The organism is Aeromonas sp. FDAARGOS 1407 (assembly GCF_019048725.1).
Lineage (GTDB): Bacteria > Pseudomonadota > Gammaproteobacteria > Enterobacterales > Aeromonadaceae > Aeromonas > Aeromonas enteropelogenes.
In genome coordinates, this window is the sequence record NZ_CP077399.1 from 366,535 (window position 1) to 390,861 (window position 24,327).

Consider the following 24,327-nt stretch of genomic DNA (forward strand, 5'->3'; position numbering starts at 1 on the left):
TCAATTAGCTCTCGCTAGCGGCAAGCTTTTGAAAGTTAATTAAATGTTAACTGCAAAATAATCTGGAGCACGGGAGTGGCTGAGCGCAGCCAGACCCATAAGGAAATCAGGGAGATACCATGTTCAAGCTCGGTGATATCGCCGTGAGCCGCAAATTGATGCTGCTGCTCACCCTGGCGCTGGCCGGTTTTATCGCACTGCTGCTGATCTCGGCCAGTGCCCTGCATCGCAACCTGATGAGTGAACGGGAGGCGCGGCTGCAGGCGGTGCTGGATCTCGCCATGAGCCGGATCCAGGCCCTCGCCACCAGCCTGCCTGCCGACCAGGCACAGGCCGAGGCCAGGGCCATGCTCAACAGCATGCGTTTCGATGGCGACAACTACCTGTTCGTGATCGATGAGACCCGCCACATCATCGTCCACCCTGCCAAGCCGCAACTGGTCGGCCAGCAGATGGGGGAACAGCGCGCAGCACATACGGAGGACCACTGGCAGCGCATGGTGGATCTCGGCAAGGGGGGGCATCAGGGTCGCCTGGAATATCTCTGGGCATCCCCTTCCGGCGAGTCCGCCCGCAAGATGTCGCTGGTCGCCGGCTACCAGCCCTGGGGCTGGATCCTGGGCTCCGGCATCCTGCTGCAAGACATAGAAGCGACCATCTGGTCCCAGTATGAGTTGATGGGGGGCGCGACCCTGCTGGCTATCCTGCTGATGGGCCTGCTGGGATTTGCCATCAGCCGCTCCATCGTCAATCCCCTCACCCGGATCAATCACGCCATGCAGCGGGTCGCCAAGGGGGATCTGGTGGTCAGCATCCCGGTTGAGGGCAAGGATGAGCTGGGGATGGTGGCGCACTTTACCAACCAGGGCCTGGATGCCATCCGCCACGCCCTGCTCGAGGCAAGCCTGGGGGCCCGCAACGTGGCGGATGCCGCCCTGCGCATCGCGGCCTCCGCCGAGCAGACCAACCAGGCGGTGACCAGCCAGCGGGATCAGCTGGCCCAGCTTGCCACCGCCATGAACGAGATGAGCGCCACCATCTCGGATGTGGCGGGTCACGCCGAAAATACCGCCCGCGATACCCAGGATGCCACCAGCGAAGCCGGCCTAGGCAATCAGGACGTACACGCCAGCGTGCACGGCATCCAGGCGCTGGCGACCGAGGTGGAGCAGGCCACTCTGCAGGTCAATCAGCTCAAGGAGGGGGTGATGCAGATAGGCGAGGTGACCGCCGTCATCAGCGCCATCTCGGAGCAGACCAATCTGCTGGCCCTCAACGCCGCCATCGAGGCTGCCCGGGCCGGCGAACAGGGGCGCGGGTTTGCCGTTGTCGCCGACGAGGTGCGCCAGCTGGCGAGCCGTACCCGCCAGTCCACCGAAGAGATTCAGAGCACCATTGCCCAGTTGCAACAGCGGGCGGTGAGTGCGGCCGACGCCATGGACACCAGCCGCAAGCTGGCAGAGAGCAGCGTCAACCAGTCCGAGAAGGCAGGCCAGGATCTCTCCCTCATCGTCAACCACATCCAGCACGTGAGCGACATGGCGACCCAGATCGCCACCGCCGCCGAACAGCAGAGCATGGTGGCCGAAGACATGAACCGCAATGTCAGCGGCATCAACGACTCGGCGCTGGAGATGTCGCAGTCTGCCTCCCAGCTGGCTCAGGAAAGCGAGCTGCTGGCCGGCCTCTCCCGCAGCCTGGACGAGCGGCTCGCAGTGTTCAAACTCGGCCACGCCAGCGAACAGAGTCCATTGCCCATGCAGATGCCGTCACCGCGCCAGAGCGAAGCCCCCCGGATTCGCCACTGATCCGTCTTTCCCTGTCGCATCCCATCCCCTGACCACGAAGGTGGCAGGGGATTTTTTTATTGATAAAAAATGCCAAATTTTCGCATCTTATCGACATGACTGGCGAGCCTAAGAAGACCAGGATGATTATTTATACATTTAAAAACATATAGTTGAGTGAAAAACCAACACCGGAAAGGTCAAGCTGTAAAGATTTATACTTAATAATTTAATCAAAATTAGTCATGATGATTTTGTCGCCAAACGCGACACCATGACCCTTTCTGTAGTCATTTGGCAAACTGGCTGAAAAGTCAGGACGCAAAACTTCCGGTCTAAAGACGTTCGTCCAGGATAGCGGGGTTGCCACACTCAGGTGTGCCCGGGGATTCCCCTGCCAACGTGACTGCCCACATCGACCGACCAGAGGAATGTATGGCAGCAAGCATCAGATTCAACCACCTCACCGCCGCCCTGACGCTGCTCGCCAGCGGCAGCGTGCTGGCCCACGGCTACATCAGCCAGCCGGAATCGCGCAACGCCCTGTGCAAGACCGGCGGCAACAGCCAGTGCGGCGCCGTGCAGTGGGAACCCCAGAGCCTGGAGGCCTCCTCCGGCTTCCCGGACGGCGGCCCGGCAGATGGGCAGATTGCCGCCGCCGGCCATCCGCAGTTTGGCGAACTCAACGCCCAGACCAGCGATCGCTGGACCCGCCGCGACGTACAGGCCGGCCCCTTCGCCATCAGCTGGACCTTCACCGCCAACCATGTGACCCGCAACTGGCGTTACTACCTGACCAAACAGGAGTGGAACCCGAACCAACCGCTGACTCGCGACGCCTTCGAGCTCACCCCCTTCTGCGTCATCGACGGCAACATGGTGCAACCGCCCAAGCAGGTCACCCACCAGTGCATCCTGCCGGAGCGCACCGGTTACCAGATCATTCTCGGGGTGTGGGAAGTGGGTGATACCGCCAACAGCTTCTACAACCTGATCGATGCCAACTTCAAGGGCGGTACCCAGCCACCGCTGGCGTGGAACCAGGGCGGCACCATCTACCCCTCCATCGATCTGGCGGCCGGCGACAAGGCCAGAACCCGGGTGTTCGATGCCAACGGCGAGCGCACCGATCTGCAGACCGAGCTGACCATCGCCAGCGCGGAACAAGGCCAGAAGAACAATTGGGCCCACGCCCTGGCCGGCAAGATCAACGCCGAGCAGAGCCTGATCCGTGCCGGCCAGCAGGGCTCTGACGGCCAATTCAACCCTGTCTACGGCCAGAACCCCGTCTACCTCAAGGCGGGCGGCGCTCTGGAGCGGGTCGAGATCCAGCTCGAGCAGTTGCAGCCGCCGGTTGGCAACGACATCAGCGTCAGCGGTCTGGCGAGCGAATACCAGCTCGACAACGGCAAGGCGATCCTCGACTTCACTATCACCGCCCAGGGCGATCTGACCGTCACCAATACCCTGTATGACCATGGTGGCGTCGCCAAAGGCCAGTCCAGCGCCGACATCAAAGACAGCAGCCAGGGTTTCACCATGACTCTGGAAGGGCTGAGTGCCGGTCACCACCAACTGGTGATCAAGGGTACCCCGAAAAATGGCGGTACCCCGCTCCAGCAGACTCTGGATCTGATGTTCAAGGATCCCGCTGCCGGCGGCGCTCATGACTTCACCTTTCCGGAGGGGCTCAAGTCCTACACCGACGGCACCAGGGTGCTGCAACCCAAGAACGGCAAGGTCTACCAGTGCAAACCCTTCCCCTACAGTGGCTGGTGTAGCCAGTGGGCTGCCAACGCGACCCAGTATGAGCCGGGCACCGGTTCCCACTGGCAGGATGCCTGGATTGAGTTGAACTAATCGTTTCACTACGACATGAAAACGGGGAGCCAGTGGCTCCCCGTTTGGTCTGGTGACAGGCTCAGATCTGGTAATCGATCTGGGGCTCGCCGCCCATGGCACGGGCCTGGATGTCGGCCAGCGCCAGCTCGGGGTTGCAGAGCTGGATGAATTGCCAGGCGAAATTGTGCTGGAACTGCCCCTGCTTGAGGCCAATCCAGGCGGTGTGCGGCGCAAACAGATGGCTGCCGTCGAGTTGCACCAAGGTGTGATCGCGCTGGGCATCGAACGCCATGTCCGCCAGTATGCCGACCCCCATCTCCAGCTCGACATAGGTTTTGATGACATCCGAATCCTGGGCGGTCAGCAGGATCTGCGGCGTTATCCCCGCCTCGGCGAACGCTTCGTCCACTCGTACCCGCCCGGTCAGCCCCGCCTGATAGGTGATGATGGGCCAGTCGGCCAGCGCCGCCAGGGTCAGTTCGGACTCTTGCGAGAGAGGATGGCGCTCCGGCACCACTATGTTGTGATGCCAGCGATAGTAGGGAAAGGCCACCACCCCTTCGCTCCTGTCGAGCTGCTCGCTGCTGATGCCGATGTCCACCTCGCCGGTCTGCACCAGCCGCACTATCTCCTCCGGCCCTCCCTGACGCAGTTCCAGCTGCACCAGCGGAAACTGTTCGCGAAACGCCTTCACCACCCGGGGCAGGGCGTAACGGGCCTGGGTATGGGTGGTTGCCACCAGCAGGCGTCCGGAATCGCGGTTGGCAAAGGTGCTGGCCAGTTTGCGGATGTTCTCGGCATCCCCGAGGATGCGCTCAGCGATCACCAGCAGCTCCTTGCCCGGCTCCGTCATGCCGAGCAGCCGCTTGCCATAGCGGATAAAGAGTTCCACCCCCAGCTCCTCCTCCAGCTCGCGAATATGGCGGCTGACCCCGGACTGGGAGGTGAACAGGGCGTTGGCCACTTCGGTCAGGTTGTAATCCCGCCGGGCCGCCTCCCGGATAATACGTAACTGCTGAAAGTTCACTCATCGCCTCCTGCGTCGAGTCGCGGCGGTGTTCACCGCCATGCGTTGTGGGTGATGCGGGCAGGCCGATGACTCGCATCCAGCCTGGATAGCCCATCAAATCTGGTAATCGGGGTAGAACTGCGCCTGTCTGGCTACCAGCCGTACTTCCTGGCCCGGCGTGAAATGGCTGGCCGCCTCCTTGCCAAGTTCTACCTCGTAGTGGACGCCCCCCTCGCCACGTAGCTCTACCCGGATGCGCGGCCCCATGGGCAGCAGCCGGGTGATGGTGGCGCTGATACCGCCGCTGGCCTCTACCGGCAGAATCTCCAGCTCGTGGGGACGCACATAGGCGATGGCGGCACTGCCCGGGGCCAAATGGGCGGTCGAGGGGCCGCCGAGCAACTGCTCGCCGATGCCGAACCCCTGTTCGGCCACCCGACCGCGGAACTGGTTCACGCTGCCGAGAAAGCTGTGGACGAAGGCGCTGGCGGGATGGTCATAGACCTCGGCCGGGGTGCCGATCTGCTCGACCCGGCCGGCGTTCATCAGCACCACCCGATCCGCCACCTCCAGCGCCTCCTCCTGATCGTGGGTGACGAACAGGCTGGTGACGTGCAACTCGTCGTGCAACTCCCGCAACCAGCGGCGCAGCTCCTTGCGCACCTGGGCGTCGAGGGCGCCGAAGGGCTCATCCAGCAACAGCACCCTGGGCTGCACCGCCAGGGCACGGGCCAGGGCGACCCGCTGACGCTGGCCGCCGGAAAGCTGGGTCGGGTAGCGCTCGGCCACGTGGCCAAGCTGAACCAGATCCAGCAGCTCCCTGACCCGGGCACGGATGGCCACCTCGCCCGGGCGTTCGTTGCGCGGCCTGACCCGCAGGCCGAATGCCACGTTCTCGAACACCGTCATGTGGCGAAACAGGGCGTAGTGCTGGAACACGAAGCCGACGTTGCGCTCGCGCACATTCAGCGCCGAGGCATCCTCGCCACGGATAATGATCCGGCCAGCGTCGGCCTGCTCCAGCCCGGCGATGATCCGCAGCAAGGTGGTTTTGCCGCAGCCGGAGGGGCCCAGCAGGGCCACCAGCTCACCATCGTGAAAATCGAGGTTGATGTCGGCCAGTGCCGCGTGCTGGCTGAAATGCTTGTTGAGTCCTTGCACCTGAATGCTCATGGCTGCCTCCTTGAAACTGTGATCAGTGAGAGTGGGTGGGTTGGCCACGCAGCCGGGCCAGCAGGGTTTCCCCCAGCAGGGTGAAGATCCCGAACAGCGCCAGCAGGCTTGCCACCGCCAAGGCGGCGCCGGTCTGGTACTCGTTGTAGAGGATCTCGATATGCAGCGGCAGGGTGTTGGTCTGGCCGCGAATATGGCCGGAGACCACGGAGACGGCACCAAACTCCCCCACTGCCCGGGCGGTACAGAGCAGCACACCGTACATCAGGCTCCAGCGAATCCCGGGCAGGGTGACCCGCCAGAACATCTGCAATCCGTTCGCTCCCAGCATGATGGCGGCCTCCTCCTCTTCCGGGCCGCGCGTCTCCATCTGGGGCAGCAGCTCGCGCACCACGAAGGGCACAGTGATGAAGGTGGTGGCCAGAATGATGCCCGGGGTGGCGAAGATGATCTTGATGTCGTGCTCACTGAGCCAGTCGCCAAACCAGCCGTGGCTGCCAAACAGCAGCACCAGCATCAGACCCGCAATCACCGGCGAGACCGAAAACGGTAGATCGATGAGGGTGACGAGCAGCTGCCGGCCCGGGAAACGGAAACGGGCGATGGCCCAGGCAGCCGCGAGGCCGAACAGCAGGTTGAGCGGCACGGCGAACAGGGTCACCAGGGCAGTCAGCCCAAGGGCGCTCAGGGCATCCGGCTCGCTGATGGCCCGCCAGAAAAATGCCAGACCAGGGCTCAGCGCCTGGATAAAAACGGTCACCAGCGGCAGCAGCAACAGGGCGGCAAACCAGCCCAACCCCAGGGTGATGAGCAGCAACTTGACCCACTGCGGCTCGCGGATCACCGGCGGCGCCTTGCGCTGGGCTTCTGCCACCACGGGGGCGATATCCATGGCGATGGTCGATGCATTCATATCCGGCTCCCCCCGATGCGGGCCCAGCTCAAGGCCTGCAACTTGTTGATAAGCAGCAATAAAACAAAAGAGATCAGCAGCATGACCACGGCGATGGCGGAGGCGCCGGCGTAGTCGTACTCCTCCAGGTGGCTCATGATCATCAGGGGCGCGATTTCAGAGACCATGGGCAGGTTGCCGGCGATAAAGATGACGGAGCCGTACTCCCCCACGCCACGGGCAAACGCCAGCGCAAAGCCGGTGAGCAGGGCCGGCACCAGGGTCGGCCACAGCACATGCAGGAAGGTCTGCCAGCGATCGGCCCCCAGGCTGGCGGCCGCCTCTTCCTGTTCTGCTTCGGCCTCCCGCAGCACGGGTTGCAGGGTGCGCACCACGAACGGCAGACCGATAAAGGTGAGGGCGATGACCACCCCGATGGGGTTGTAGGCAAGCTCAATGCCGAGCGGGGCAACCCACTGACCGATCCAGCCATTGGGGGCGAAGATGGCGCACAGGGCGATGCCGGATACCGCGGTGGGCATGGCGAATGGCAGGTCGATCAGCGCATCCACCAGACGGCGGCCGGGGAAGGTGTAACGCACCAGCACCCAGGCCAGGATCAGGCCGAACAGGCTGTTGAGCAGCGCCGCGACAAACGCCGCCCCGAAACTCAGGCGAAAGGAGGCCAGCACCCGGGGCGACCCTATCACCTGCCAGAACTCGGCAGCGGTCAAGTTATTCAGCGCAAACAGCACCAGTGCCGAGAGGGGCAGCAGTACCAGCAACCCCAGATAGAGCAGACTGAAGCCGAGGGTCTGGCCAAAGCCAGGCAGAACAGAATAAGAACCAAATCGCATAACAAATACATTTTTTATAAAATAACTTCGATATAGTGATTCTGCTGGCTCTCATTTCCCGTCACAAACACCAATAACACCTTTGCTAATCACTTTTTTGTCTAACAGCGTGAAAACAGGGAGTTGCGGGCAACCCAGATAAAAAAGGTCTTTCATATCAACAAAAGACCTGAAAAATGGAGCCTTGTGCAATTGAACCAGTGAACAAAATCAGACAGTTATCATCTCGATCTCCATCCCTCCCCGTTGTCATCCAACCATCAGCGAAACCCCAGTGCCGGACACCCTTTCCACGCCACCGGAGCCGGTTCGATCACCATCTCGGCCCGACGGTGGAGGTTGCCGAGCAGATGTAGTCCCTGATGCCACTCCCCGTGGCCGGACTGGGCATTGATATGACCCGCCTCACCGGCATCAAACAGCGGCACCTGCCACTGCTGGCTCCAGTGTTCGGCCCGCTCGAAACTCATCCAGGGATCGTTGCGGCTGGCCACCATCTGGGCCGACACCAGCAGGGGGCCGGCCAGTCGCTCGTCTGCAATGCCGAAACGGGTCGGATCGGCCGGCGCCACCAGCAGGATGGAGGCGATCTTGTGGGGTTGCAGCCGGGCGGCGGCAATGGCGGTCAGGGCGCCGAAGGAGTGGGCCACCAGGTGCACCCGGCCGCGACGGCTTTTGAGCTTGCTCGCCAGCTTGGCGCTCCAGACCGTCAGGTTCGGCTTGTCCCACGGCAACCCCCTCATGCGCTGCCAGTGGGGAAAGTGCAGGTGCCAGCGGCTCTGCCAGTGATCCGGCCCGCTATCGTGCAAACCGGGAACCAGGAGGATCTTGTCCATCTTGTTACTCCTATCCGTTGGCGCGCTGGCCAGTGAGTGATGGGGGACGCGCCGCTCAGCGGCCCGGCTGGTAGATCTGGTCGAACAGGCCACCCTGGGCGAAGTGCTTCTGCTGGGCCTTGTTCCAATCCCCTTCCAGCTCCTTGACGGTAAACAGGGTCAGTTTCGGGAACTGGGCGGCCGTCTCCTTGAGGATCGCCGGATTGCTGGGGCGATAGTGATACTTGGCGATGATCCGCTGCCCCTCGTCGGAGTAGAGGTACTCCAGGTAGCCCTTGGCCACCGCCTCGGTGCCGTGCTTGCTGGCCACCTTGTCCACCACCGCCACCGGCGGCTCGGCCAGGATGGAGACCGACGGCACCACCAGCTCGAACTTGTCGCGGTTGCCGGCCTGGCCCAGCACCAGCAGGGCTTCGTTCTCCCACGCCAGCAACACGTCGCCAAGGCCCCGTTCGATAAAGCTGGTGGTAGCACCGCGGGCGCCGGAGTCCAGCACCTTCACATTTTTGAAGAGATCGCCGACGAACTGCCTGGCCCCCTCTTCACTGCCGTTCTGCTTCAGGGCATAGCCCCAGGCGGCCAGATAGTTCCAGCGCGCCCCGCCGGAAGTTTTGGGATTGGGGGTGACGATGGCTACATCCTTGCGCACCAGATCCCCCCAATCCTTGATCTGCTTGGGATTGCCCTTGCGCACCAGGAAGACGATGGTGGAGGTGTAGGGGGCGGCGTTGTTGGCCAGGCGGCTCTGCCAGTCGGTGGCGATCAGCCCCGTCTTGGCGATGGCATCGACGTCATAGGCCAGTGCCAGCGAGACGACGTCCGCCTCCAGTCCGTCCACCACGGCGCGGGCCTGCTTGCCGGAACCGCCGTGGGACTGGCTCACCACCACGTCGTCACCGGTTTTCGCCTTCCACTCTTTGGCGAAGGCGGCGTTGTACTCCTGAAACAGCTCGCGGGTCGGATCGTAGGAAACGTTGAGCAGGCGGATCTCGGCGGCCCCCGCCTGGAAGGCCAGCAGAGAGAAGATTGTCAGGGCGGTCGTTCGCAGTGTCATGGTGATGCTCCTTATCGTTGGGTTAAGGGCAGCATGCCGCGAAGCAGTTATGCCAAGAAGAAAGAAATAACGCTTTGCTTATCTCTTTTACTCATATAAATCCCCCAAAGGGCGTCATTCGTACACTCTGTGAGCCAGACCCCTCTGCCCGTCAGCCGGCTGTGCCATCATGGGAGCAAGGCAGACACAGGGCGAAAAGGAGGTCGTTATGTGGATCAACGCAGAACCGGTCAATGGCGCCCTGGTGTCGCTGGCCATCGGTCTTATCATCGGGCTGGAGCGCGGCTGGCAGGTGCGCCAGCTGGGGGACAACCAGCGCATCGCAGGGATGCGGACCTACGGCCTCATCGGCCTGCTCGGCGGGGTCTGCGCCCTGCTGCTGCCGACCCTTGGCCCCTGGCTGCCGCTGCTTGGCCTGCTGGCGGTGGTGATTGGCTGCGGCCTCTCGGTCTGGCTGGCCCAGCGCTGGCAGGGGGAGTTCGGCCTCACCAGCTCGGCAGCCATGCTGCTCACCTATCTGCTGGGGCTGATGTCGGTGCTGCTGAGCCCGAGCGAGGCGGTCGCCTGCGCCGTGCTGGCGGCCCTGCTGATGGGGCTCAAGGGCAAGATCCAGCAGGGCATGCTGTTTTTGAGCGAGACCGAATTTCACGCCACCCTGCGCTTTTTGCTCATCTCCCTGGTACTGCTGCCGGTGCTGCCCAACGAGGAGATAGGGCCGCTCGATGCATTCAACCCCTTCAAGATCTGGCTGATGGTGGTGATCATCGCGGGCATCTCGTTTTGCGGCCACTTCGCGGTGCGCCTGCTGGGCACCCGTGCCGGACTGGTGCTCACCAGCATGCTGGCAGGGCTCGCCTCCTCCACCGCCCTCACCCTGCAGTTTGCCCGCCTCAACAAGGAGCAGGGCGGGCTGGAGCGGCTGCTGGCCACCGGCATACTGCTGGCGGGGGCCACCATGTGGCTGCGGTTGCTGGTGCTGGTGCTGCTGATCCACAACGAGCTGGCGATGCGCCTCGCCGCCCCCCTGCTGCTGCTGGCGGTCACCGTCTACGGCTTTGCGTTCTGGTTCTGGCGCCAGCGCGAAGAGCTGACCGACGGCCCGGTGCAGCCCCAGACCAGCAACCCGCTGGATCTCGCCACCGCCATCAAGTTCGGCCTGCTGCTGGCGCTCATCGGCTTCATGGCTACTTTCCTGCAGAGCAAGGTGGGCAACTCCGGGGTCTATCTGCTGGCACTAGTCTCGGGGATCACCGACGTGGACGCCATCACCCTCTCCCTCTCCCAGCTCTCCCACAAGGAGCTGGCGCTGGAGGTGGCAGCCCGCGGCATCCTGCTCGCCGGGCTGGTCAACTCGCTGGTGAAGGGACTGCTGGCACTTGGCATCGGCGGTCGCAGGCTGGGGCTGCGGGTGCTGCTCCCCTACTTCATCTCGGCCCTGCTGATCCTGCCGCTCATCTGGCCCGGCACCTGATCTTGCAGCAAGTGACAGCCTGACGCCCCAGCGCCGGTCACGTATACTGGCCTCTCTTGCATATTGTGGAGGTAAACATGGCAAGCGACTGGGACAAGGTTCTGGCGGGGGGCGCCCTCGATAGCCAGAGCCAGGAGATAGCGAACGACCGGATCCGTGGTCAGGCGCTGCTGGCCGAGCTCAACGCCTCTTCGGCCGGCGACGAGGCCCTGCGACAGCGATTGTGCCGCGAGCTGTTCGGTCACTGCCCCGACTCCTGCTGGATCAGCACTCCCTTCACCTGTGAATTCGGCCGCAATATCCACATCGGCGAGAAGACCTTCTTCAATTTCAACGTCACCATACTCGACGTGGGTGAAGTGCATATCGGCAGCCATGTGCTGCTGGCCCCCAACGTGCAGATCTACACCGCCACCCACACCATGAACTACCTGGAGCGGCGCAACTGGACCGCCTACAACAAACCGGTACACATTGGCGATGACTGCTGGATCGGTGGCGGTGCCATCATCTGCCCCGGCGTCACCATAGGACCCCGCTCCATCATAGGGGCCGGCGCCGTGGTGACCCGCGACATTCCGGCCGACTCGGTGGCCGTGGGCAATCCGGCCCGGGTGATCCGCACCCTCGAGCAGGACGAAGAGCGCTGCCGGGAGCTGGCCCAATGATGGCGCTGGCCCTGCTGCCGCTCGGCTCAGCCCTGTGGCTCGGTCTCGACGGCCAACAGTGGTGGCCGCTGGCGGTGCTGCTGGTAATGAGTATGCTGACCGTGGCCGCCTACGCCTGGGACAAGCGCCAGGCGGTGCGCGGCGAGTGGCGCATTCCCGAATCCCGCCTCCATCTGCTGGAGCTGTGCGGTGGCTGGCCCGGTGCCCTGGTGGCCCGCCAGTGGCTGCGTCACAAGACCCAAAAGCGCAGCTACCGGCTGGTGTTCTGGTTTATCGTGCTGCTGCACATCACCCTGTGGGGGCTATGGATCGGCAGGCCACTCTGGCAATAACGCATCTATTGCAACCGCCATCACAAAGGAACTCTGCGCCCCGTTGCGACGGACCGGTGACTGTGAGAAAACGGAGTGATCCCATTCAGTGATCGCCGTTAATGACGACAAGGAGTCGTGACATGACCATGTGGACAGGCATAGTCCTGATCGTGTTTATCAGCGTGCTGTTTGGCTATCTCGGCAAGCGGGCCCGCTACCAGATGGGGGATGCCCGCATCACGGATCGCCTCGGCAAGCAGGATCAGGTCATCAGGGAGCTGCAGGAGCGGGTGGCCAACCTGGAGGCCATCGTCATCGAAGAGGAGAAGCGCCGCCCGTTCAAGGAGCTGTGAAACACTCTCCCCATCCGTCTCCCAAACACAGAGGGCTGCACCATGCAGCCCTCTGTCGTTTTAAGCCAGCGGTTTAGTCCGCTCAGACTGCCAGCGGCAGCAGCTCGGCGTAATCCCGGATCGCCGGGAAAGCGGTGATCTGCTGTTCGGGCTGGCGGCTGTCCGGATTCTGGATGGCGAGCTGAAAACCGATACCGTAGTCGGCGGCGGCGCGCAGGATCCGCTCGCTGTCATCGACAAACAGAGTGCGGGCCGGATCGAACGCCAGCCGCTGCGCCAGCGCCTGCCAGCAGTGCTGACTCTCCTTCGACCAGCCCAGCTCATGGGTGCTCACCAGCTGATCCAGATGTTCCCCCAATCCGAGCCGCGTATCCTTGACCGACAGGCTAGCCGGATGGGCGTTGGTAAACAGCACCAGCTTTTTGCCCGCCGCCCGCAGCTCGGCCAGAAAGGGGATGGCATGGGGCCGCCACTGGATCTTCTCCAGGATCTCCTGCTTGAGGGCGCGAATATCCAGCCCCAGGGTCTGGCTCCAGTAATCGACACAGTACCAATTGAGAGTGCCGTTGACGGCGTGGTAGTGCGCGTCTATCCGCTCCCTGGCCTCGGCCAGCGGCAAGCCGTGCTGCTCGGCGTAGCGCTCGGGGACCAGCTGCTGCCACAGGTGGTTGTCGAAATGCAGATCGATCAGGGTGCCATCCATATCGAGCAGAACGGTATCTATCTGGTGCCAGGGCAGTCGGGTCGGCATGGGGTCTCCTGAAGCAAGCGTCATGAAAAAAACCGGGGGGCAGTATAACGATTTTTCCATCCCCTTTCGCGCCCTTGTCCCGTGGTGTTCGGGGTGGGAGTCGTTTACTCTTGAAGCACGATTTTTTAACGAGCAGCCTGCGGTCGATGAGCAACCACCACAAGAACAAACCCGAACACATCCGTGTCGAGATCCTGGACCACGACAAACCCAAGCCGGAGATCCTCAAGGCCGAGCTGGTGGCCGAGAGTCGCCTGTTCAAGGTGGAGTCCCTGCACCTGAAATTCACCAATGGCGAAGAGCGGGTCTACGAGCGGATGCGCGGCGGCAACCGGGGTGCCGTCATGGTGGTGCCCCTGTTCGATGCCCACACCCTGCTGCTGGTGCGCGAATACGCGGCGGGCACCCACTCTTACGAGCTCGGCTTTCCCAAGGGGTTGATCGACCCGGGTGAAGACGCCCTGGAGGCGGGCAACCGCGAATTGATGGAGGAGGCTGGCTTTGGTGCCCGCACCCTGATCCCCCTCAAACAGGTGTCGCTGGCACCGGGCTACTTCTCCAGCCGGATGGAGATACTGCTGGCCCGGGATCTCTTCCCCGAGCAGAGGATTGGCGACGAGCCAGAACCCCTCGAGGTGATCCCCTGGCCGCTGAACCGGATCGACGATTTGCTGGCGCGCCCCGACTTTACCGAGTCGCGCAGCATCTGCGCCCTGCTGCTGGCCCGCAAGTGGCTGGCAGAGCAGGAAAACTAGCCCGCTCGCGGGCATCGGCAATAAAGACAGAGGATAACGAAATGCAGGAGTTGTTGGCCTGGGTGCCAGGGGTCAAGGAGATTGCCCGCGAAGCGGGGCGGATCCTTCACGAAATCTATCACGGCGGTCAGTTCGAGCGTCAGCTGAAGGAGGATGCGACCCCGGTCACCAGTGCCGACCTTGCTGCCGATGCCTACCTCAAACAGGCGCTGTCGGCGCTCACTCCCCACGTGCCTGTGCTGACCGAGGAGGCCGCCGACATCCCCTTCAGCCTGAGATCCAACTGGCGGCAATACTGGCTGGTGGATCCCCTCGACGGCACCGGCGAGTTCATCGCCGGCAGTGGCGACTTCGCCACCCTGATCGCCCTGGTACGGGATAATGTGCCCGTGCTCGGCGTCATCTATGCCCCCGAATCCGACGTGCTCTACTGGGCAGTACGCGGCCATGGCGCCTTCAAGGAGGTTAATGGCGAGGTGTACCCCATCAGCGCCATGCACCACGAGCACGATCAGCCCGACTCGCTGGTGGTGGCCATCAGCCGTCGCCAGAAACTGGAAAACCTGACCCGTCGCCTCAACCCGGCCATCAACTACGAGTTGATCCCGCTCGGCTCCAGCTCCCTCAAATCCTGCCTGGTGGCGGAGGGGGCGGCCGATTGCTACGTGCGGCTCGGTCCCACCGGCGAGTGGGATACTGCTGCTGCCCAGTGTATCGTCGAGGCGGCCGGTGGCCGCATCCTCAGCCTGACGCTGCAACCGCTCAGTTACAACGAGACGGAGTCGCTGGAGAACCCTGACTTCATCGTGATGGGGGATCCGGATCTCGCCTGGAACAAGATCCTGGTTCAGCAGCCTAGTTGATATGTCATCGGATAGCGCAAAGAGGCGGCCACCAGGCCGCCTCTTTGCTTGGTATGATCCGCTGGCTATATCGACAATGGATAGGGATATCCTCTGGCAAACGGCGAGAATGATAGTGAATCATCACAACCGAATCTGGAGTAGCGGCATGATTTTCATGTAATTCTGAAAATGGTCAGCTAACCGAGACAAAAAATTAATTATGAATGAAAGTTCGGACTTATATCCTGATATTCTTTGCATTTCCAGTTTTACTCAATTTCGTGAACCCGATTCGATTCCCAATTTCACTGGCTTTCGCCCATTATGGTAGTGATATGTTTCACCCCTGCTTTTTGAGAATTAAATCCCGATAAACCACAATAAGCTCAGATTAAAACACTAACAAAAAGTGAATTATCAATGAGTTTATCTGCAGAGGCATCCCGGGAGCTCTCCGGTTCCCAATCCACCCTTGCCACCGCCAGCAGCTGGCGCCGTCACGATACCCACTGGGTCATCAGCCTGTTTGGTACCGCCGTCGGTGCCGGCATCCTGTTTCTGCCCATCAACCTGGGTCTGGGCGGGATCTGGCCCCTCATCATAGTCGCCGTGCTGGCCGGTCCCATGACCTTCCTGGCCCACCGCGGGCTGGCGCGCTTCGTGCTGTCCTCTTCCCGCCCCCACGCAGATTTCACCGATGTGGCCGAGGAGCACTTCGGCAAGATGGCCGGCCGCCTCATCTCGACGCTCTACTTCCTCTCCATCTTCCCGATCCTGCTCATTTACGGCGTGGGACTGACCAACACGGTGGAGAGCTTTATGGTCAACCAGCTCGGCATGGCCTCCCCGGATCGGGTGATGCTCTCCGGCATGCTGGTGTTTGCCATGATCGCCGTGATGCTGGCGGGGGAGAAGGCAATGCTGCGAGCCTTCGCCTTCATGGTCTACCCGCTGGCGGCCATACTGGCAGCCCTCTCCTGCTACCTGATCCCCCAGTGGCAGTGGCCACAGATGAGTGCGTTTGAGGGCGGCAGCTTCCTCAACACCGTCTGGCTGGCGCTGCCGGTGACCGTATTCGCCTTCAGTCATGCCGCCGCCATTTCGGGCTTTGCCAACGTGCAGCGTCGGGAATATGGCGAGCAGGCCGAGGCCAAGAGCGGTCAGATCCTGCGCAACACCACCGTCATGCTGGTGGGCTTCGTACTCTTCTTCGTCTTCTCCTGCGTGCTGAGCCTCACCCCGGCCCAGCTGGCGCAGGCCAAGGCCCAGAATGTCTCCGTGCTCTCCTATCTCGCCAACATCACCGACAACCCGGTGATCGTGACCCTGGGGCCGCTCATCGCCTTCATCGCCATCAGCTCCTCCTTCCTCGGCCACTTCCTGGGGGCGCGGGAGAGCCTCAAGACCCTGATCGCCAAGCCCACCGGCCTGTCGCTGGCCAGGGCCGACAAGCTGGGCATCGCCCTGATGTTCTTCTCCATCTGGGGTGCGGCCGTGGTCAACCCGGGTATCCTCGGCCTGATGGAGACCCTCTCCGGCCCCGTCATCGCCATGATCCTCTTCATCATGCCGGTAGTGGCCATCTACAAGGTAAAGTCGCTGGCACGCTTCCGTCACCCTTGGACCAACGGCTTCATCCTGCTGACCGGCTCCCTGGCGGTTTCTGCACTGCTCTTCAGCCTGCTGAAGTAACAGGATGCAAAGAGAAAGAGGCGACCCCGGGGTCGCCTCTTTTGTCTCTGTGTCGCACCGGTTTACCCCAGCCTGGCACCGTTCTCCACCGCCTGCTCCGGGATGGCCATCACCACGGCGCCATCCGCCCGGTAGAAACCGGTCAGCAGAAATTCGGACTGGAAGGGGCCAATCTGTTTGGTCGGGAAGTTCACCACGGCGATGATCTGACGGCCAACCAGCTCCTCTGGCTGGTAGAGATCCGTTATCTGGGCACTGCTCTTGCGCACGCCGAGCTCGGGACCAAAATCCGCCCACACCTTGTAGGCGGGCTTGCGCGCCTCGGGAAAGGGCTCGACCCGCACCAGGGTGCCCACCCGCAACTCCACCATCTCGAAATCCTGCCAGCTTATGGTCTGCATTCCGGCTCCTCGTCTCGTCAATGTCTCATGAGACTCAGCATGCCCCGAAACACCAGCCCTTGTCTTCGGCAAACGGCCGCTTCGTGACGGCTGTCGGTCACCGGGCAACGCAAGAGAAGAGAGCGCCGGTCAGGCGACAACAAGAGTGGCGGCGAGAGCCAATGTGCGCGGGTAGCGGCGAAGGCGGCAATGGGGGATGGCAGATAGCAATGACGCGGCCATCAGCCGCGTCATTGAAAGGGGTTATTCCTTGTCGAAATCTTCGATTTCCTTGCCCAGCGCCTCCATGATCGCACGCGCTTCGGCAGGCACGCTGTCCGGATGATCCTTGCGAAGATCGTCGTCGCAGGGCAGCGGCTGACCGGTGAAGGCATGCAGGAAAGCTTCACAGAGCAGCTCGCTGTTGGTCGCATGACGCAGGTTGTTCACCTGACGGCGGGTGCGTTCATCGGTCAGTACTTTCAGCACCTTGAGCGGGATCGAGACGGTAATCTTCTTGACCTGTTCGCTCTTCTTACCGTGTTCCGCGTAGGGGCTGACGTAGTCGCCGTTCCACTCTGTTCCCATGACTCACCTGTTCTCATTTGGCCGTGAGGGCGGATTTTAACCCTTAAGGAAATCAATGGCAATCCAACGGCAAAGCCATTTAGACGTCTAGAGCTATTGACGGCTTTTTCTTGCTCGCGTAGTGTGAATCACCATAGGCCAGCAATGGCGGGATAACGCGTGACAGCAAGATGCCTGCGTTCGAAGAGACATCAAGGAGAGTGATATGACCCACAAGGCCACCCTGGCGGTACGCACCGGGATTGAGACAGACCAGCAGCACGGTGCCGTGGTGCCACCCATCTACCTCTCCAGCAACTACACCTTTGCCGACTTCGGCGAGCCTCGTCAATACGATTATGCCCGCTCCGGCAACCCGACCCGCACCAATCTGGCGGATGCGCTGGCGGCGCTGGAAGGGGGCGCCGGCGCCGTGGTCACCGGCACCGGCATGGGTGCCGTCCACCTGGTCACCACAGCCCTGCTCAAGGCAGGAGATCTGCTGATCGCCCCTCACGACTGTTACGGCGGTACCTGGCGCCTGTTCGAGTACCTGGCGGCCAAGGGTCACTACAAGGTGCTTTTCGTCGACCAAGGGGACGAGACGGCGCTGACCGAGGCGCTTTCGCAAAAACCGGCGCTGGTATGGGTAGAGACCCCCTCCAACCCGCTGTTGCGGGTAGTGGACATCGCCGCCATCGCCAGGGCTTCCCACGAAGCGGGCGCCAAGGTAGTGGTGGACAACACCTTCCTCTCCCCCCTGCTGCAACAGCCGCTGGCGCTGGGAGCGGATCTGGTGGTCCACTCCACCACCAAATACATCAACGGCCACTCGGACGTGGTAGGCGGCGTGGCGATTGCCAAGGAACAGGCCGTTGCCGAGTCGCTGGTGTGGTGGGCCAACTGTCTGGGTCTCACCTCAGGGGCGTTCGATTCCTACCTCACCCTGCGCGGCTTGCGCACCCTGGCTCCTCGCCTGCGCACCCACCAGGAGAACACGGATCGCATCCTCGCCTTCCTGCAGCAGCAACCCCTGGTCAAACGCATCTATCACCCCAGCCTGCCGAGCCATCCGGGCCACGAGATTGCGCGCCGTCAACAGTCGGGCTTTGGCGCCATGCTAAGTTTTGAACTCGATTGCAACGAAGCGGGCATTCGCGCCTTCCTCGCTGCCCTCACCCTCTTCTCGGTGGCGGAGTCACTCGGCGGGGTGGAGAGTCTGGTGGCCCATCCGGCCAGCATGACCCACAGGGCCATGACCCCGGCGGCGCAGCAAGCGGCAGGCATCAGCGCCCAACTGCTGCGCCTGTCGGTCGGTATTGAACACGGTGAAGACCTGGTGGCCGATCTGGCCCAGGCATTTGCACAGGCAGAACAGGCGGCGAAGTAATGGAACAGCAACAACAGCAAGGAGAGATCGCGGTGGCAACAGAAGCAGGATTGAAGCGGCGCCATGTGCACAAGTTTGGTGGCAGCAGCCTGGCAGATCCGGTCTGTTACCGCCGGGTCGCCAGCATTCTCGAACAACAAGCCGAGCAACAAGGGGGCGGGAGAGAGCTCGTCGTAGTCTCCGCCGCCGGCAAGACCACCAACCGGCTGATCCAGCTGGTGGAGCTGGCCGAGGCAGGCGACGAAGCCGCCGGTGAAGCCATCTCCGCTCTGCAAGCCTACCAGCAGAGCCTGATAGATGGCCTGCTGGAGGGGGAACTGCAGCTCGAGCTGAGCAAACAGTTGGCCGACGATATGCAGCTGATTGCCAAGACCCTGGAGGGGCAGTTTGACCGCTTTGAACGCAACGGCCTGCTCGCCTTTGGCGAGGTGTGGTCGGCGCGCCTGCTGGCGGCCCTGCTCACCAGCCGCGGCGACAAGGCCATCTGGCTCGATGCCCGCAGCTTCCTGCGCGCCGAGGATGGCGCCCTGGTCAAGGTGGATGCCTTGCTCTCCAGCGAACTGCTCAAGGCGCGGCTGGCCGAGCACGCCGGCCGCATCGTGGTGACCGGCTTTATCGCCGCCGACCTGGAGGGGCGTTCCCTGCTGCTCGGCCGCAACGGCTCCGATTACAGCGCAAGCCTGCTGGCCCAGCTGGCGGATGGTGAATCCACCACCATCTGGAGCGACGTGGCCGGGGTCTACAGCGCCGATCCGCGCCGGGTGAAGGAGGCGCGCCTGCTGGAGCGCCTGAGCCTGGCCGAGGCCAACGAATTGGCCCGCCTCGGCTCCTCGGTACTCCATTCGCGCACCCTGCAACCGGTGGCCGACAGCCGTCAGCGCCTCACCCTGCGCTGCAGCTACAACCCGGACGAGGGCTGTACCCATATCCTGCGCCGCGCCCCGCGCTCCGGCGGCGCCCGCATCGTCTCCTCGGTGGATCAGATCGCCCTCATCGAGCTCAAGGTGCTGCCGCAGACCGACTTTGATCAGACAGTGGCAACCATCGAAGCCTACCTGGCCCGTCATCGCCTCAACCCGCTCACCCTGCAGCGCCAGCCGGATCGCCGGATCCTGCGTCTCGCCTACACCCTGGAGGTGGCGCATGGGGCCTTCGAGCTGCTGCGCGACTTCCAGCTGCAGGGCAGCTTCACCGGCCTTATCCAAAAGGAGGGATTCAGCCTGGTGGCCCTGGTGGGGGCCGGTGTCACCGACAACGCCGAACAGTGTCACCGCTTCTACCAGCTGCTGGCGGATCAACCGCTGGAGTTCGTGCAAGTGGCCAGGGACGGTCTGAGCCTGGTGGCCGTACTGCGCCAGGTGGTGCTGGAGCCGCTGCTCATCGCCCTGCACAGCGCCCTGTTCAGCCGCCCGACCCGGGTCGGACTGGTGGTGTTCGGCAAGGGCAATATCGGCGGCCACTGGCTAGGCCTCTACGCCCGCGAGAAGGCGCGCCTCGAACACGAGCTCAACCTGGCACTGACCCTCTACGGTGTATTCGATTCCAAGGGAGGCCTGCTGGATGAGGAGGGGCTGGATCCGCTCAAGGTACAGGACAAGTTCGACCCTAAACCGCTGATCTGGCCCGAGCTGCTCGGCCAGCTGGAGCAGCACGGCTTCGATGCGCTGATTGCGCTGGATATGACCGCCAGCGAGACGGTGAGCCGCTACTACCCGGACTTTGCCCAGCTCGGCATCCACATCATCGCCGCCAACAAGTTTGCCGGCGCGGCCGAGAGCGAGTTCTACCAGCGCATCAAGCAGACCTGCCGCGACCATCAGGTGCAGTGGCGCTACAACGCCACTGTGGGGGCCGGCCTGCCGATCCAGTCCAGCATCCAGATGCTGCGCCAGAGCGGCGATCGCATCCAGGGGGTCTCCGGTATCTTCTCCGGCACCCTCTCCTGGCTGTTCCAGCAGTATGACGGCAGCCGCCCCTTCTCCGAGCTGGTGGACGAGGCGTGGCAGCACGGCCTGACCGAGCCGGATCCCCGCGAGGATCTCTCCGGTCAGGATGTGCGCAGAAAGCTTTTAATCCTGGCGCGGGAGGCGGGTTTCGAGCTCGACTCCGCCGACATCGAGCTGGAGAACCTGGTGCCCGTCGCCCTGCGCAAGGTCGGCACGGATCAGTTCATGGACAGGCTGAAAGAGCTGGACGGCCCGATCCAGACCGCCTTCGAGGGGGCCAGACGCCTTGGCAAGGTACTGCGCTACGTCGCCCGCTTCGAGCATGACGGCAAGGCACGAGTTGGCCTCGAGAGCCTCGAACCCCACCATCCGTTTGCCAACCTGTTGCCCTGCGACAACGTGTTCGCCATCGAGAGCGACAGTTACCGCACCAACCCGCTGGTGATCCAGGGGCCGGGGGCGGGGCGCGAGGTGACAGCCGCCGCCATCCAGTACGATCTGTGGCAGATCTGCGCGGCGCTCTGAACCGATAGATGCAAGCCAGCCATGGCGCAATAAAAAAGCCCGAGTCGATGACTCGGGCTTTTTGCTGGCAGTCTGCTCCTTAAGAGAAGAAGGCCTGCAGCACGTAGAAGATGGCGATGGCCAGGATGGCGCCTGCCGGCAGGGTGATGACCCAGGAGACCACGATGTTGCGCAGTACGCCCAGGTTCAGCGCCGCGATACCGCGCGCCAGACCCACACCCATGACGGCACCCACCAGAGTCTGGGTAGTGGAGATGGGCAGACCGGTACCGGAGGCGATCACCACGGTCGCGGCGGTCGCCAGCTGGGCGGCGAAACCACGGCTCGGGGTCAGGTGAGTGATGCCGGTACCGACAGTCGCCATCACCTTCTCGCCCATGGTCGCCAGACCGATCACGATACCGATGCCGCCGAGCGGCAGGATCCACCAGGCGATGGAAGCCTGGCTGGCGATCTCGCCACCGGAAGCCACGATGGAAGCCACCGCAGACAAGGGACCGATGGCGTTGGCCACGTCGTTGGAGCCGTGGGCAAAGGCCATGGCACAGGCGGTGATCACCATCAGGATGCCGAATACCTTCTCCACGTTGGCGAAGTGCATCTTGCTGTCATCCTGCGGGTTGTATTTCTGGCCACGAATGTAGACCCAGCCCGCGATCGCTACCGCAATGGAGATGACCACTGAGAGCAGGACACCTTCCCCATTGGTCAGGTGCAGACCGACGTGGGTCAAGCCCTTCTTGATGGTCACCAGGCAGATCACCAGGGAGGTCAGGAACATGTAAAACGGCACATAGCGCTTGGCGTTGTTCAGGGGATCATCGGTGTTGAAGATAAGCTTCTGCACGCTGATAAACATGAAGTAGGCGATGACGCCGGAAAGGGCCGGAGTCACGACCCAGGAGCCGACGATGCCACCAAACTTGCTCCACTGTACCGCCTCCGGGCCAATGCTCACCACGGCAAAGCCGACGATGGCGCCGATGATGGAGTGGGTGGTGGAAACGGGCCAGCCGAAGTAGGAGGCCAGGATCAGCCAGGCGCCTGCCGCCAGCAGGGAGGCGATCATGCCGAGCACCAGCAGATCCGGGCTATCGGCAAAGGCATTGCTGTCGATGATGCCGTTACGGATGGTGGCAGTCACTTCACCACCGGCCAGATAGGCACCGGCAAATTCGAAGATCATGGCGATGATGATCGCCTGACGAATGGTCAGGGATTTGGTACCAACCGATGTCCCCATGGCATTGGCCACGTCGTTCGCACCAATACCCCAGGCCATCAAGAAGCCGAACAAGGCCGCCACGAGCACCAGAGTGGTGCCGTAATTCGCGATAATGTCCATTAGTTGTGTTTACTCAGTCAGTGGATTACGAACGAGCCAGCATCAATTCCAGACGGGCGCCTACACGCTCGGCCTGATCTGCCAGGTCACCTACCCATTCGAGGATCTTGTAAAGGAACATCACATCGATCGGATTGTAGTTCTGCTCAACTGCTTGCAGCTGTTGGCGCAGACCGATCTGCATGGTGTCTGTATCGTCCTCGATCAGATCCAGCTGATGGATCATCTCGGCAACCATTTCAACTTCCCGTCCCTTGAAGCCGGTCTCGAGCAGCTCGTCGAGCTCCCCGATCGCTTTTTCGGCCTGAGCGGTCGCATCAATACAACGTTTGAGATAGGCCATGAAATCCGTCCGCATTTCGGCCGGGAATTCCATGCGACGACCAAGCATGCGCCCGGAGATGTCCTTGGCACGGTTGGCAATCTTGTCTTGCTGAGTCAACAGTTCCAGCAGGTCGGTACGTGCAACCGGCAGGAACAGGCCACGAGGCAGTTTCAGACGGATTTCACGCTTGAGGATATCCGCCTCTTTTTCCAGCTGGGAGATCTGCTGCCGGATCTTCTCGGCATCTTCCCAACGGTCTTCGGCTACGGCGTCAAAGAAGGGAATGAGCTGCTCGCAGCACACGTGAACCTTGACGATATGCTTCTGCAGCGGCTTGATGGGGGACTTGGCAAAAAGCCCCAAAATAGTATTTACTGGCATGGCCAAACCTGTGTCGGTGAAAAAACACTCGATACGATTTTATGAGGCGCGCATGTTAACCGAACTGCGCCCTCAATAAAACCGCGAATTAATCTAGTTGTCTCGCGGGCATTATATCCTCGCGACCCGATTCCTGCCCCCCAAAGTTGCCTCCCAGCCTGGAATGACTATGCAAACTGAGATCGAGATAAAGTTTTTCGTCGCCAATGACGTCGCGCCCGCCTTATCCAACCTTATGAATTCATTGGATATTAAAGAGGCATCGCAGCAGCGCCTTGGCAACGTCTATTTCGATACCCCAGATCTGGCCCTGCGCCGCCTCGAGATGGGATTGCGGATCCGCCGCTGCGATGAATTTGCCGAACAAACCATCAAGTGCCGCGGCCAGGTCGTGGGCGGACTGCACGCCAGACCCGAATACAACGCGCCCATCGACGACGATCTGCCCACCCTCAACGCCTTTCCCGACGACATCTGGCCCACCCTGGCCGAGCGTGACCGTATCCAGCAGCAGCTGATCGCCCAATTCCGTACCGATTTCCTGCGCCGCCACTGGCTGATCGCCTTCGACGGGGCCGAGATCGAGCTGGCCTGGGATCAGGGGGAAATCGCCGGCAGCCTGGGTAGCAGCCGGATCGACGAGCTGGAACTGGAATTGAAATCCGGCGACACGGCCGCGCTGTTTGCTCTGGCCGGGCGTCTTGCCAAGCTCGGCGGCGTACGCCTCGGCGCCCAGTCCAAGGCGCAGCGTGGCTATCAGCTGGCGGGGCTTGGCAAGCCGCTGGCACGGCAAGCTCTGACAGACGACAAAGCCATGAGTGACTCTGCCGCCATCGGCGAAGGGTTGCGCCACTGGCAACATCACGAGCAGCTCTGGCTGGAAAGCCGGGGAAATAACGAGGTGCAGCAACAAGCCTTCACCGCCTTGTGTGAAGGCGTGGCCCTCATTGAGCGCCGCGCCACCGGCGTGACGGCACCATGGCAACCCCAACTCATAAGCCTTCAGGCGCACCTTGCCAGAGAGGAGCGGCAAAACGACCACTGGCCCGCCGACTTGTCAGCCCTCTTCCTTCATCCGGATTATGTGGCGCTGCAACTGGCCATTGCGGCCTGGTTACATCAAACAGCCCGCTGACTTTCTCTTGAGGCCCTGTAAACAAAACGGGTGA

Annotated in this window: 23 protein-coding genes and 1 riboswitch; of the genes, 12 read left to right on the forward strand and 11 right to left on the reverse strand. The window is 62.2% G+C overall.

What is annotated here, in order from left to right:
- Positions 1–119: 119 nt before the first annotated feature.
- Together I6L37_RS01750 and gbpA are read left to right on the forward strand one after the other, a co-directional pair.
- Complete coding sequence (locus tag I6L37_RS01750) at positions 120–1,808, forward strand: methyl-accepting chemotaxis protein (protein ID WP_216993126.1); 1,689 nt, start codon at positions 120–122, stop codon at positions 1,806–1,808.
- Positions 1,809–2,073: 265 nt separating this feature from the next.
- Positions 2,074–2,158: riboswitch (cyclic di-GMP riboswitch) on the forward strand.
- A 64-nt stretch (positions 2,159–2,222) separates the two neighbouring features.
- Positions 2,223–3,647, forward strand: coding sequence for an N-acetylglucosamine-binding protein GbpA (gbpA, locus tag I6L37_RS01755; RefSeq protein ID WP_216993127.1), 1,425 nt, complete (start codon positions 2,223–2,225; stop codon positions 3,645–3,647).
- A gap of 61 nt (positions 3,648–3,708) precedes the next feature.
- Here the strand turns inward: gbpA and cbl are convergent, their stop codons facing one another.
- The 6 genes from cbl to I6L37_RS01785 form a co-directional block, all read right to left on the reverse strand.
- A complete protein-coding gene (cbl, locus tag I6L37_RS01760; RefSeq protein ID WP_216993128.1) occupies positions 3,709–4,656 on the reverse strand; it encodes an HTH-type transcriptional regulator Cbl in 948 nt (315 codons plus the stop codon).
- 96 nt (positions 4,657–4,752) lie between these two features.
- The gene (locus tag I6L37_RS01765; protein ID WP_216993129.1) at positions 4,753–5,811 is read right to left on the reverse strand and encodes a sulfate/molybdate ABC transporter ATP-binding protein; all 1,059 of its coding nucleotides are present in this window, start codon (positions 5,809–5,811) and stop codon (positions 4,753–4,755) included.
- Between the two features lie 22 nt (positions 5,812–5,833).
- Positions 5,834–6,724: a sulfate ABC transporter permease subunit CysW gene (cysW, locus tag I6L37_RS01770; protein WP_216993130.1), complete on the reverse strand. Its 891-nt coding sequence runs from the start codon at positions 6,722–6,724 to the stop codon at positions 5,834–5,836.
- Positions 6,721–7,560, reverse strand: coding sequence for a sulfate ABC transporter permease subunit CysT (gene cysT / locus I6L37_RS01775; RefSeq protein ID WP_216993131.1), 840 nt, complete (start codon positions 7,558–7,560; stop codon positions 6,721–6,723). The genes cysW and cysT overlap by 4 nt, the downstream gene beginning before the upstream one ends.
- Positions 7,561–7,820: 260 nt before the next feature.
- Positions 7,821–8,396, reverse strand: coding sequence for an alpha/beta hydrolase (locus I6L37_RS01780; RefSeq protein WP_216993132.1), 576 nt, complete (start codon positions 8,394–8,396; stop codon positions 7,821–7,823).
- A gap of 55 nt (positions 8,397–8,451) precedes the next feature.
- Positions 8,452–9,450, reverse strand: a complete 999-nt coding sequence (locus tag I6L37_RS01785; protein WP_216993133.1) for a sulfate ABC transporter substrate-binding protein — start codon at positions 9,448–9,450, stop codon at positions 8,452–8,454.
- Positions 9,451–9,658: 208 nt separating this feature from the next.
- Here I6L37_RS01785 and I6L37_RS01790 point away from each other — a divergent pair, with 208 nt between their 5' ends.
- From I6L37_RS01790 to I6L37_RS01805, 4 genes are all read left to right on the forward strand, one after another.
- Positions 9,659–10,921: an MgtC/SapB family protein gene (locus tag I6L37_RS01790; RefSeq protein ID WP_216993134.1), complete on the forward strand. Its 1,263-nt coding sequence runs from the start codon at positions 9,659–9,661 to the stop codon at positions 10,919–10,921.
- Between the two features lie 77 nt (positions 10,922–10,998).
- Positions 10,999–11,589, forward strand: a complete 591-nt coding sequence (locus I6L37_RS01795; protein ID WP_042026721.1) for a sugar O-acetyltransferase — start codon at positions 10,999–11,001, stop codon at positions 11,587–11,589.
- Positions 11,586–11,921: a DUF1294 domain-containing protein gene (locus I6L37_RS01800; RefSeq protein WP_026458094.1), complete on the forward strand. Its 336-nt coding sequence runs from the start codon at positions 11,586–11,588 to the stop codon at positions 11,919–11,921. Before I6L37_RS01795 ends, I6L37_RS01800 begins: the two co-directional genes overlap by 4 nt.
- A gap of 122 nt (positions 11,922–12,043) precedes the next feature.
- Positions 12,044–12,256, forward strand: coding sequence for a hypothetical protein (locus tag I6L37_RS01805; protein WP_026458093.1), 213 nt, complete (start codon positions 12,044–12,046; stop codon positions 12,254–12,256).
- An 82-nt stretch (positions 12,257–12,338) separates the two neighbouring features.
- Here the strand turns inward: I6L37_RS01805 and yrfG are convergent, their stop codons facing one another.
- Positions 12,339–13,007 (reverse strand): GMP/IMP nucleotidase, encoded by a 669-nt coding sequence (yrfG, locus tag I6L37_RS01810; protein WP_216993135.1) that lies wholly within the window; start codon positions 13,005–13,007, stop codon positions 12,339–12,341.
- A 146-nt stretch (positions 13,008–13,153) separates the two neighbouring features.
- Between yrfG and nudE the strand changes: the two genes are divergently transcribed.
- The 3 genes from nudE (at position 13,154) to I6L37_RS01825 (ending at position 16,299) form a co-directional block, all read left to right on the forward strand.
- Positions 13,154–13,762: an ADP compounds hydrolase NudE gene (nudE, locus tag I6L37_RS01815; protein ID WP_216993136.1), complete on the forward strand. Its 609-nt coding sequence runs from the start codon at positions 13,154–13,156 to the stop codon at positions 13,760–13,762.
- Positions 13,763–13,803: 41 nt separating this feature from the next.
- Positions 13,804–14,625 (forward strand): 3'(2'),5'-bisphosphate nucleotidase CysQ, encoded by an 822-nt coding sequence (cysQ, locus tag I6L37_RS01820; RefSeq protein WP_216993137.1) that lies wholly within the window; start codon positions 13,804–13,806, stop codon positions 14,623–14,625.
- A gap of 402 nt (positions 14,626–15,027) precedes the next feature.
- The gene (locus I6L37_RS01825) at positions 15,028–16,299 is read left to right on the forward strand and encodes an aromatic amino acid transport family protein (protein ID WP_216993138.1); all 1,272 of its coding nucleotides are present in this window, start codon (positions 15,028–15,030) and stop codon (positions 16,297–16,299) included.
- A gap of 62 nt (positions 16,300–16,361) precedes the next feature.
- Here I6L37_RS01825 and I6L37_RS01830 read toward each other — a convergent pair whose 3' ends face one another.
- Together I6L37_RS01830 and metJ are read right to left on the reverse strand one after the other, a co-directional pair.
- Positions 16,362–16,700 carry a tRNA-binding protein gene (locus I6L37_RS01830; protein WP_026457224.1) on the reverse strand — a complete coding sequence of 113 codons (339 nt, stop codon included), beginning with the start codon at positions 16,698–16,700 and terminating at the stop codon, positions 16,362–16,364.
- Between the two features lie 243 nt (positions 16,701–16,943).
- Entirely contained in the window at positions 16,944–17,267 is a 324-nt protein-coding gene (metJ, locus tag I6L37_RS01835) for a met regulon transcriptional regulator MetJ (RefSeq protein WP_026457225.1), read from the reverse strand.
- 205 nt (positions 17,268–17,472) lie between these two features.
- Between metJ and metB the strand changes: the two genes are divergently transcribed.
- Entirely contained in the window at positions 17,473–18,636 is a 1,164-nt protein-coding gene (metB, locus tag I6L37_RS01840) for a cystathionine gamma-synthase (protein WP_061476505.1), read from the forward strand.
- On the forward strand, positions 18,636–21,107 hold the full coding sequence (locus I6L37_RS01845) for a bifunctional aspartate kinase/homoserine dehydrogenase II (RefSeq protein ID WP_216993139.1): 2,472 nt from the start codon (positions 18,636–18,638) through the stop codon (positions 21,105–21,107). The genes metB and I6L37_RS01845 overlap by 1 nt, the downstream gene beginning before the upstream one ends.
- 79 nt (positions 21,108–21,186) lie before the next feature.
- Here the strand turns inward: I6L37_RS01845 and I6L37_RS01850 are convergent, their stop codons facing one another.
- On the reverse strand, positions 21,187–22,452 hold the full coding sequence (locus I6L37_RS01850) for an inorganic phosphate transporter (RefSeq protein WP_042026730.1): 1,266 nt from the start codon (positions 22,450–22,452) through the stop codon (positions 21,187–21,189).
- A gap of 25 nt (positions 22,453–22,477) precedes the next feature.
- The gene (locus I6L37_RS01855) at positions 22,478–23,158 is read right to left on the reverse strand and encodes a TIGR00153 family protein (protein WP_026458279.1); all 681 of its coding nucleotides are present in this window, start codon (positions 23,156–23,158) and stop codon (positions 22,478–22,480) included.
- A 169-nt stretch (positions 23,159–23,327) separates the two neighbouring features.
- On the opposite strand from I6L37_RS01855, the gene I6L37_RS01860 reads away from it, so the two are divergent.
- Positions 23,328–24,293 (forward strand): inorganic triphosphatase, encoded by a 966-nt coding sequence (locus I6L37_RS01860; protein WP_216993140.1) that lies wholly within the window; start codon positions 23,328–23,330, stop codon positions 24,291–24,293.
- Positions 24,294–24,327 lie beyond the last annotated feature (34 nt).

Excerpts from the sequence above, each read along its gene's own strand:
- I6L37_RS01750 (WP_216993126.1), top strand. The coding sequence starts at position 120 with ATGTTCAAGCTCGGTGATATCGCCGTGAGCCGCAAATTGATGCTGCTG.
- gbpA (WP_216993127.1), top strand. The coding sequence starts at position 2,223 with ATGGCAGCAAGCATCAGATTCAACCACCTCACCGCCGCCCTGACGCTG.
- I6L37_RS01765 (WP_216993129.1), bottom strand. The coding sequence starts at position 5,811 with ATGAGCATTCAGGTGCAAGGACTCAACAAGCATTTCAGCCAGCACGCG.
- cysW (WP_216993130.1), bottom strand. The coding sequence starts at position 6,724 with ATGAATGCATCGACCATCGCCATGGATATCGCCCCCGTGGTGGCAGAA.
- cysT (WP_216993131.1), bottom strand. The coding sequence starts at position 7,560 with ATGCGATTTGGTTCTTATTCTGTTCTGCCTGGCTTTGGCCAGACCCTC.
- I6L37_RS01780 (WP_216993132.1), bottom strand. The coding sequence starts at position 8,396 with ATGGACAAGATCCTCCTGGTTCCCGGTTTGCACGATAGCGGGCCGGAT.
- I6L37_RS01785 (WP_216993133.1), bottom strand. The coding sequence starts at position 9,450 with ATGACACTGCGAACGACCGCCCTGACAATCTTCTCTCTGCTGGCCTTC.
- I6L37_RS01790 (WP_216993134.1), top strand. The coding sequence starts at position 9,659 with ATGTGGATCAACGCAGAACCGGTCAATGGCGCCCTGGTGTCGCTGGCC.
- I6L37_RS01795 (WP_042026721.1), top strand. The coding sequence starts at position 10,999 with ATGGCAAGCGACTGGGACAAGGTTCTGGCGGGGGGCGCCCTCGATAGC.
- I6L37_RS01800 (WP_026458094.1), top strand. The coding sequence starts at position 11,586 with ATGATGGCGCTGGCCCTGCTGCCGCTCGGCTCAGCCCTGTGGCTCGGT.
- I6L37_RS01805 (WP_026458093.1), top strand. The coding sequence starts at position 12,044 with ATGACCATGTGGACAGGCATAGTCCTGATCGTGTTTATCAGCGTGCTG.
- yrfG (WP_216993135.1), bottom strand. The coding sequence starts at position 13,007 with ATGCCGACCCGACTGCCCTGGCACCAGATAGATACCGTTCTGCTCGAT.
- nudE (WP_216993136.1), top strand. The coding sequence starts at position 13,154 with ATGAGCAACCACCACAAGAACAAACCCGAACACATCCGTGTCGAGATC.
- cysQ (WP_216993137.1), top strand. The coding sequence starts at position 13,804 with ATGCAGGAGTTGTTGGCCTGGGTGCCAGGGGTCAAGGAGATTGCCCGC.
- I6L37_RS01825 (WP_216993138.1), top strand. The coding sequence starts at position 15,028 with ATGAGTTTATCTGCAGAGGCATCCCGGGAGCTCTCCGGTTCCCAATCC.
- I6L37_RS01830 (WP_026457224.1), bottom strand. The coding sequence starts at position 16,700 with ATGCAGACCATAAGCTGGCAGGATTTCGAGATGGTGGAGTTGCGGGTG.
- metJ (WP_026457225.1), bottom strand. The coding sequence starts at position 17,267 with ATGGGAACAGAGTGGAACGGCGACTACGTCAGCCCCTACGCGGAACAC.
- metB (WP_061476505.1), top strand. The coding sequence starts at position 17,473 with ATGACCCACAAGGCCACCCTGGCGGTACGCACCGGGATTGAGACAGAC.
- I6L37_RS01845 (WP_216993139.1), top strand. The coding sequence starts at position 18,636 with ATGGAACAGCAACAACAGCAAGGAGAGATCGCGGTGGCAACAGAAGCA.
- I6L37_RS01850 (WP_042026730.1), bottom strand. The coding sequence starts at position 22,452 with ATGGACATTATCGCGAATTACGGCACCACTCTGGTGCTCGTGGCGGCC.
- I6L37_RS01855 (WP_026458279.1), bottom strand. The coding sequence starts at position 23,158 with ATGCCAGTAAATACTATTTTGGGGCTTTTTGCCAAGTCCCCCATCAAG.
- I6L37_RS01860 (WP_216993140.1), top strand. The coding sequence starts at position 23,328 with ATGCAAACTGAGATCGAGATAAAGTTTTTCGTCGCCAATGACGTCGCG.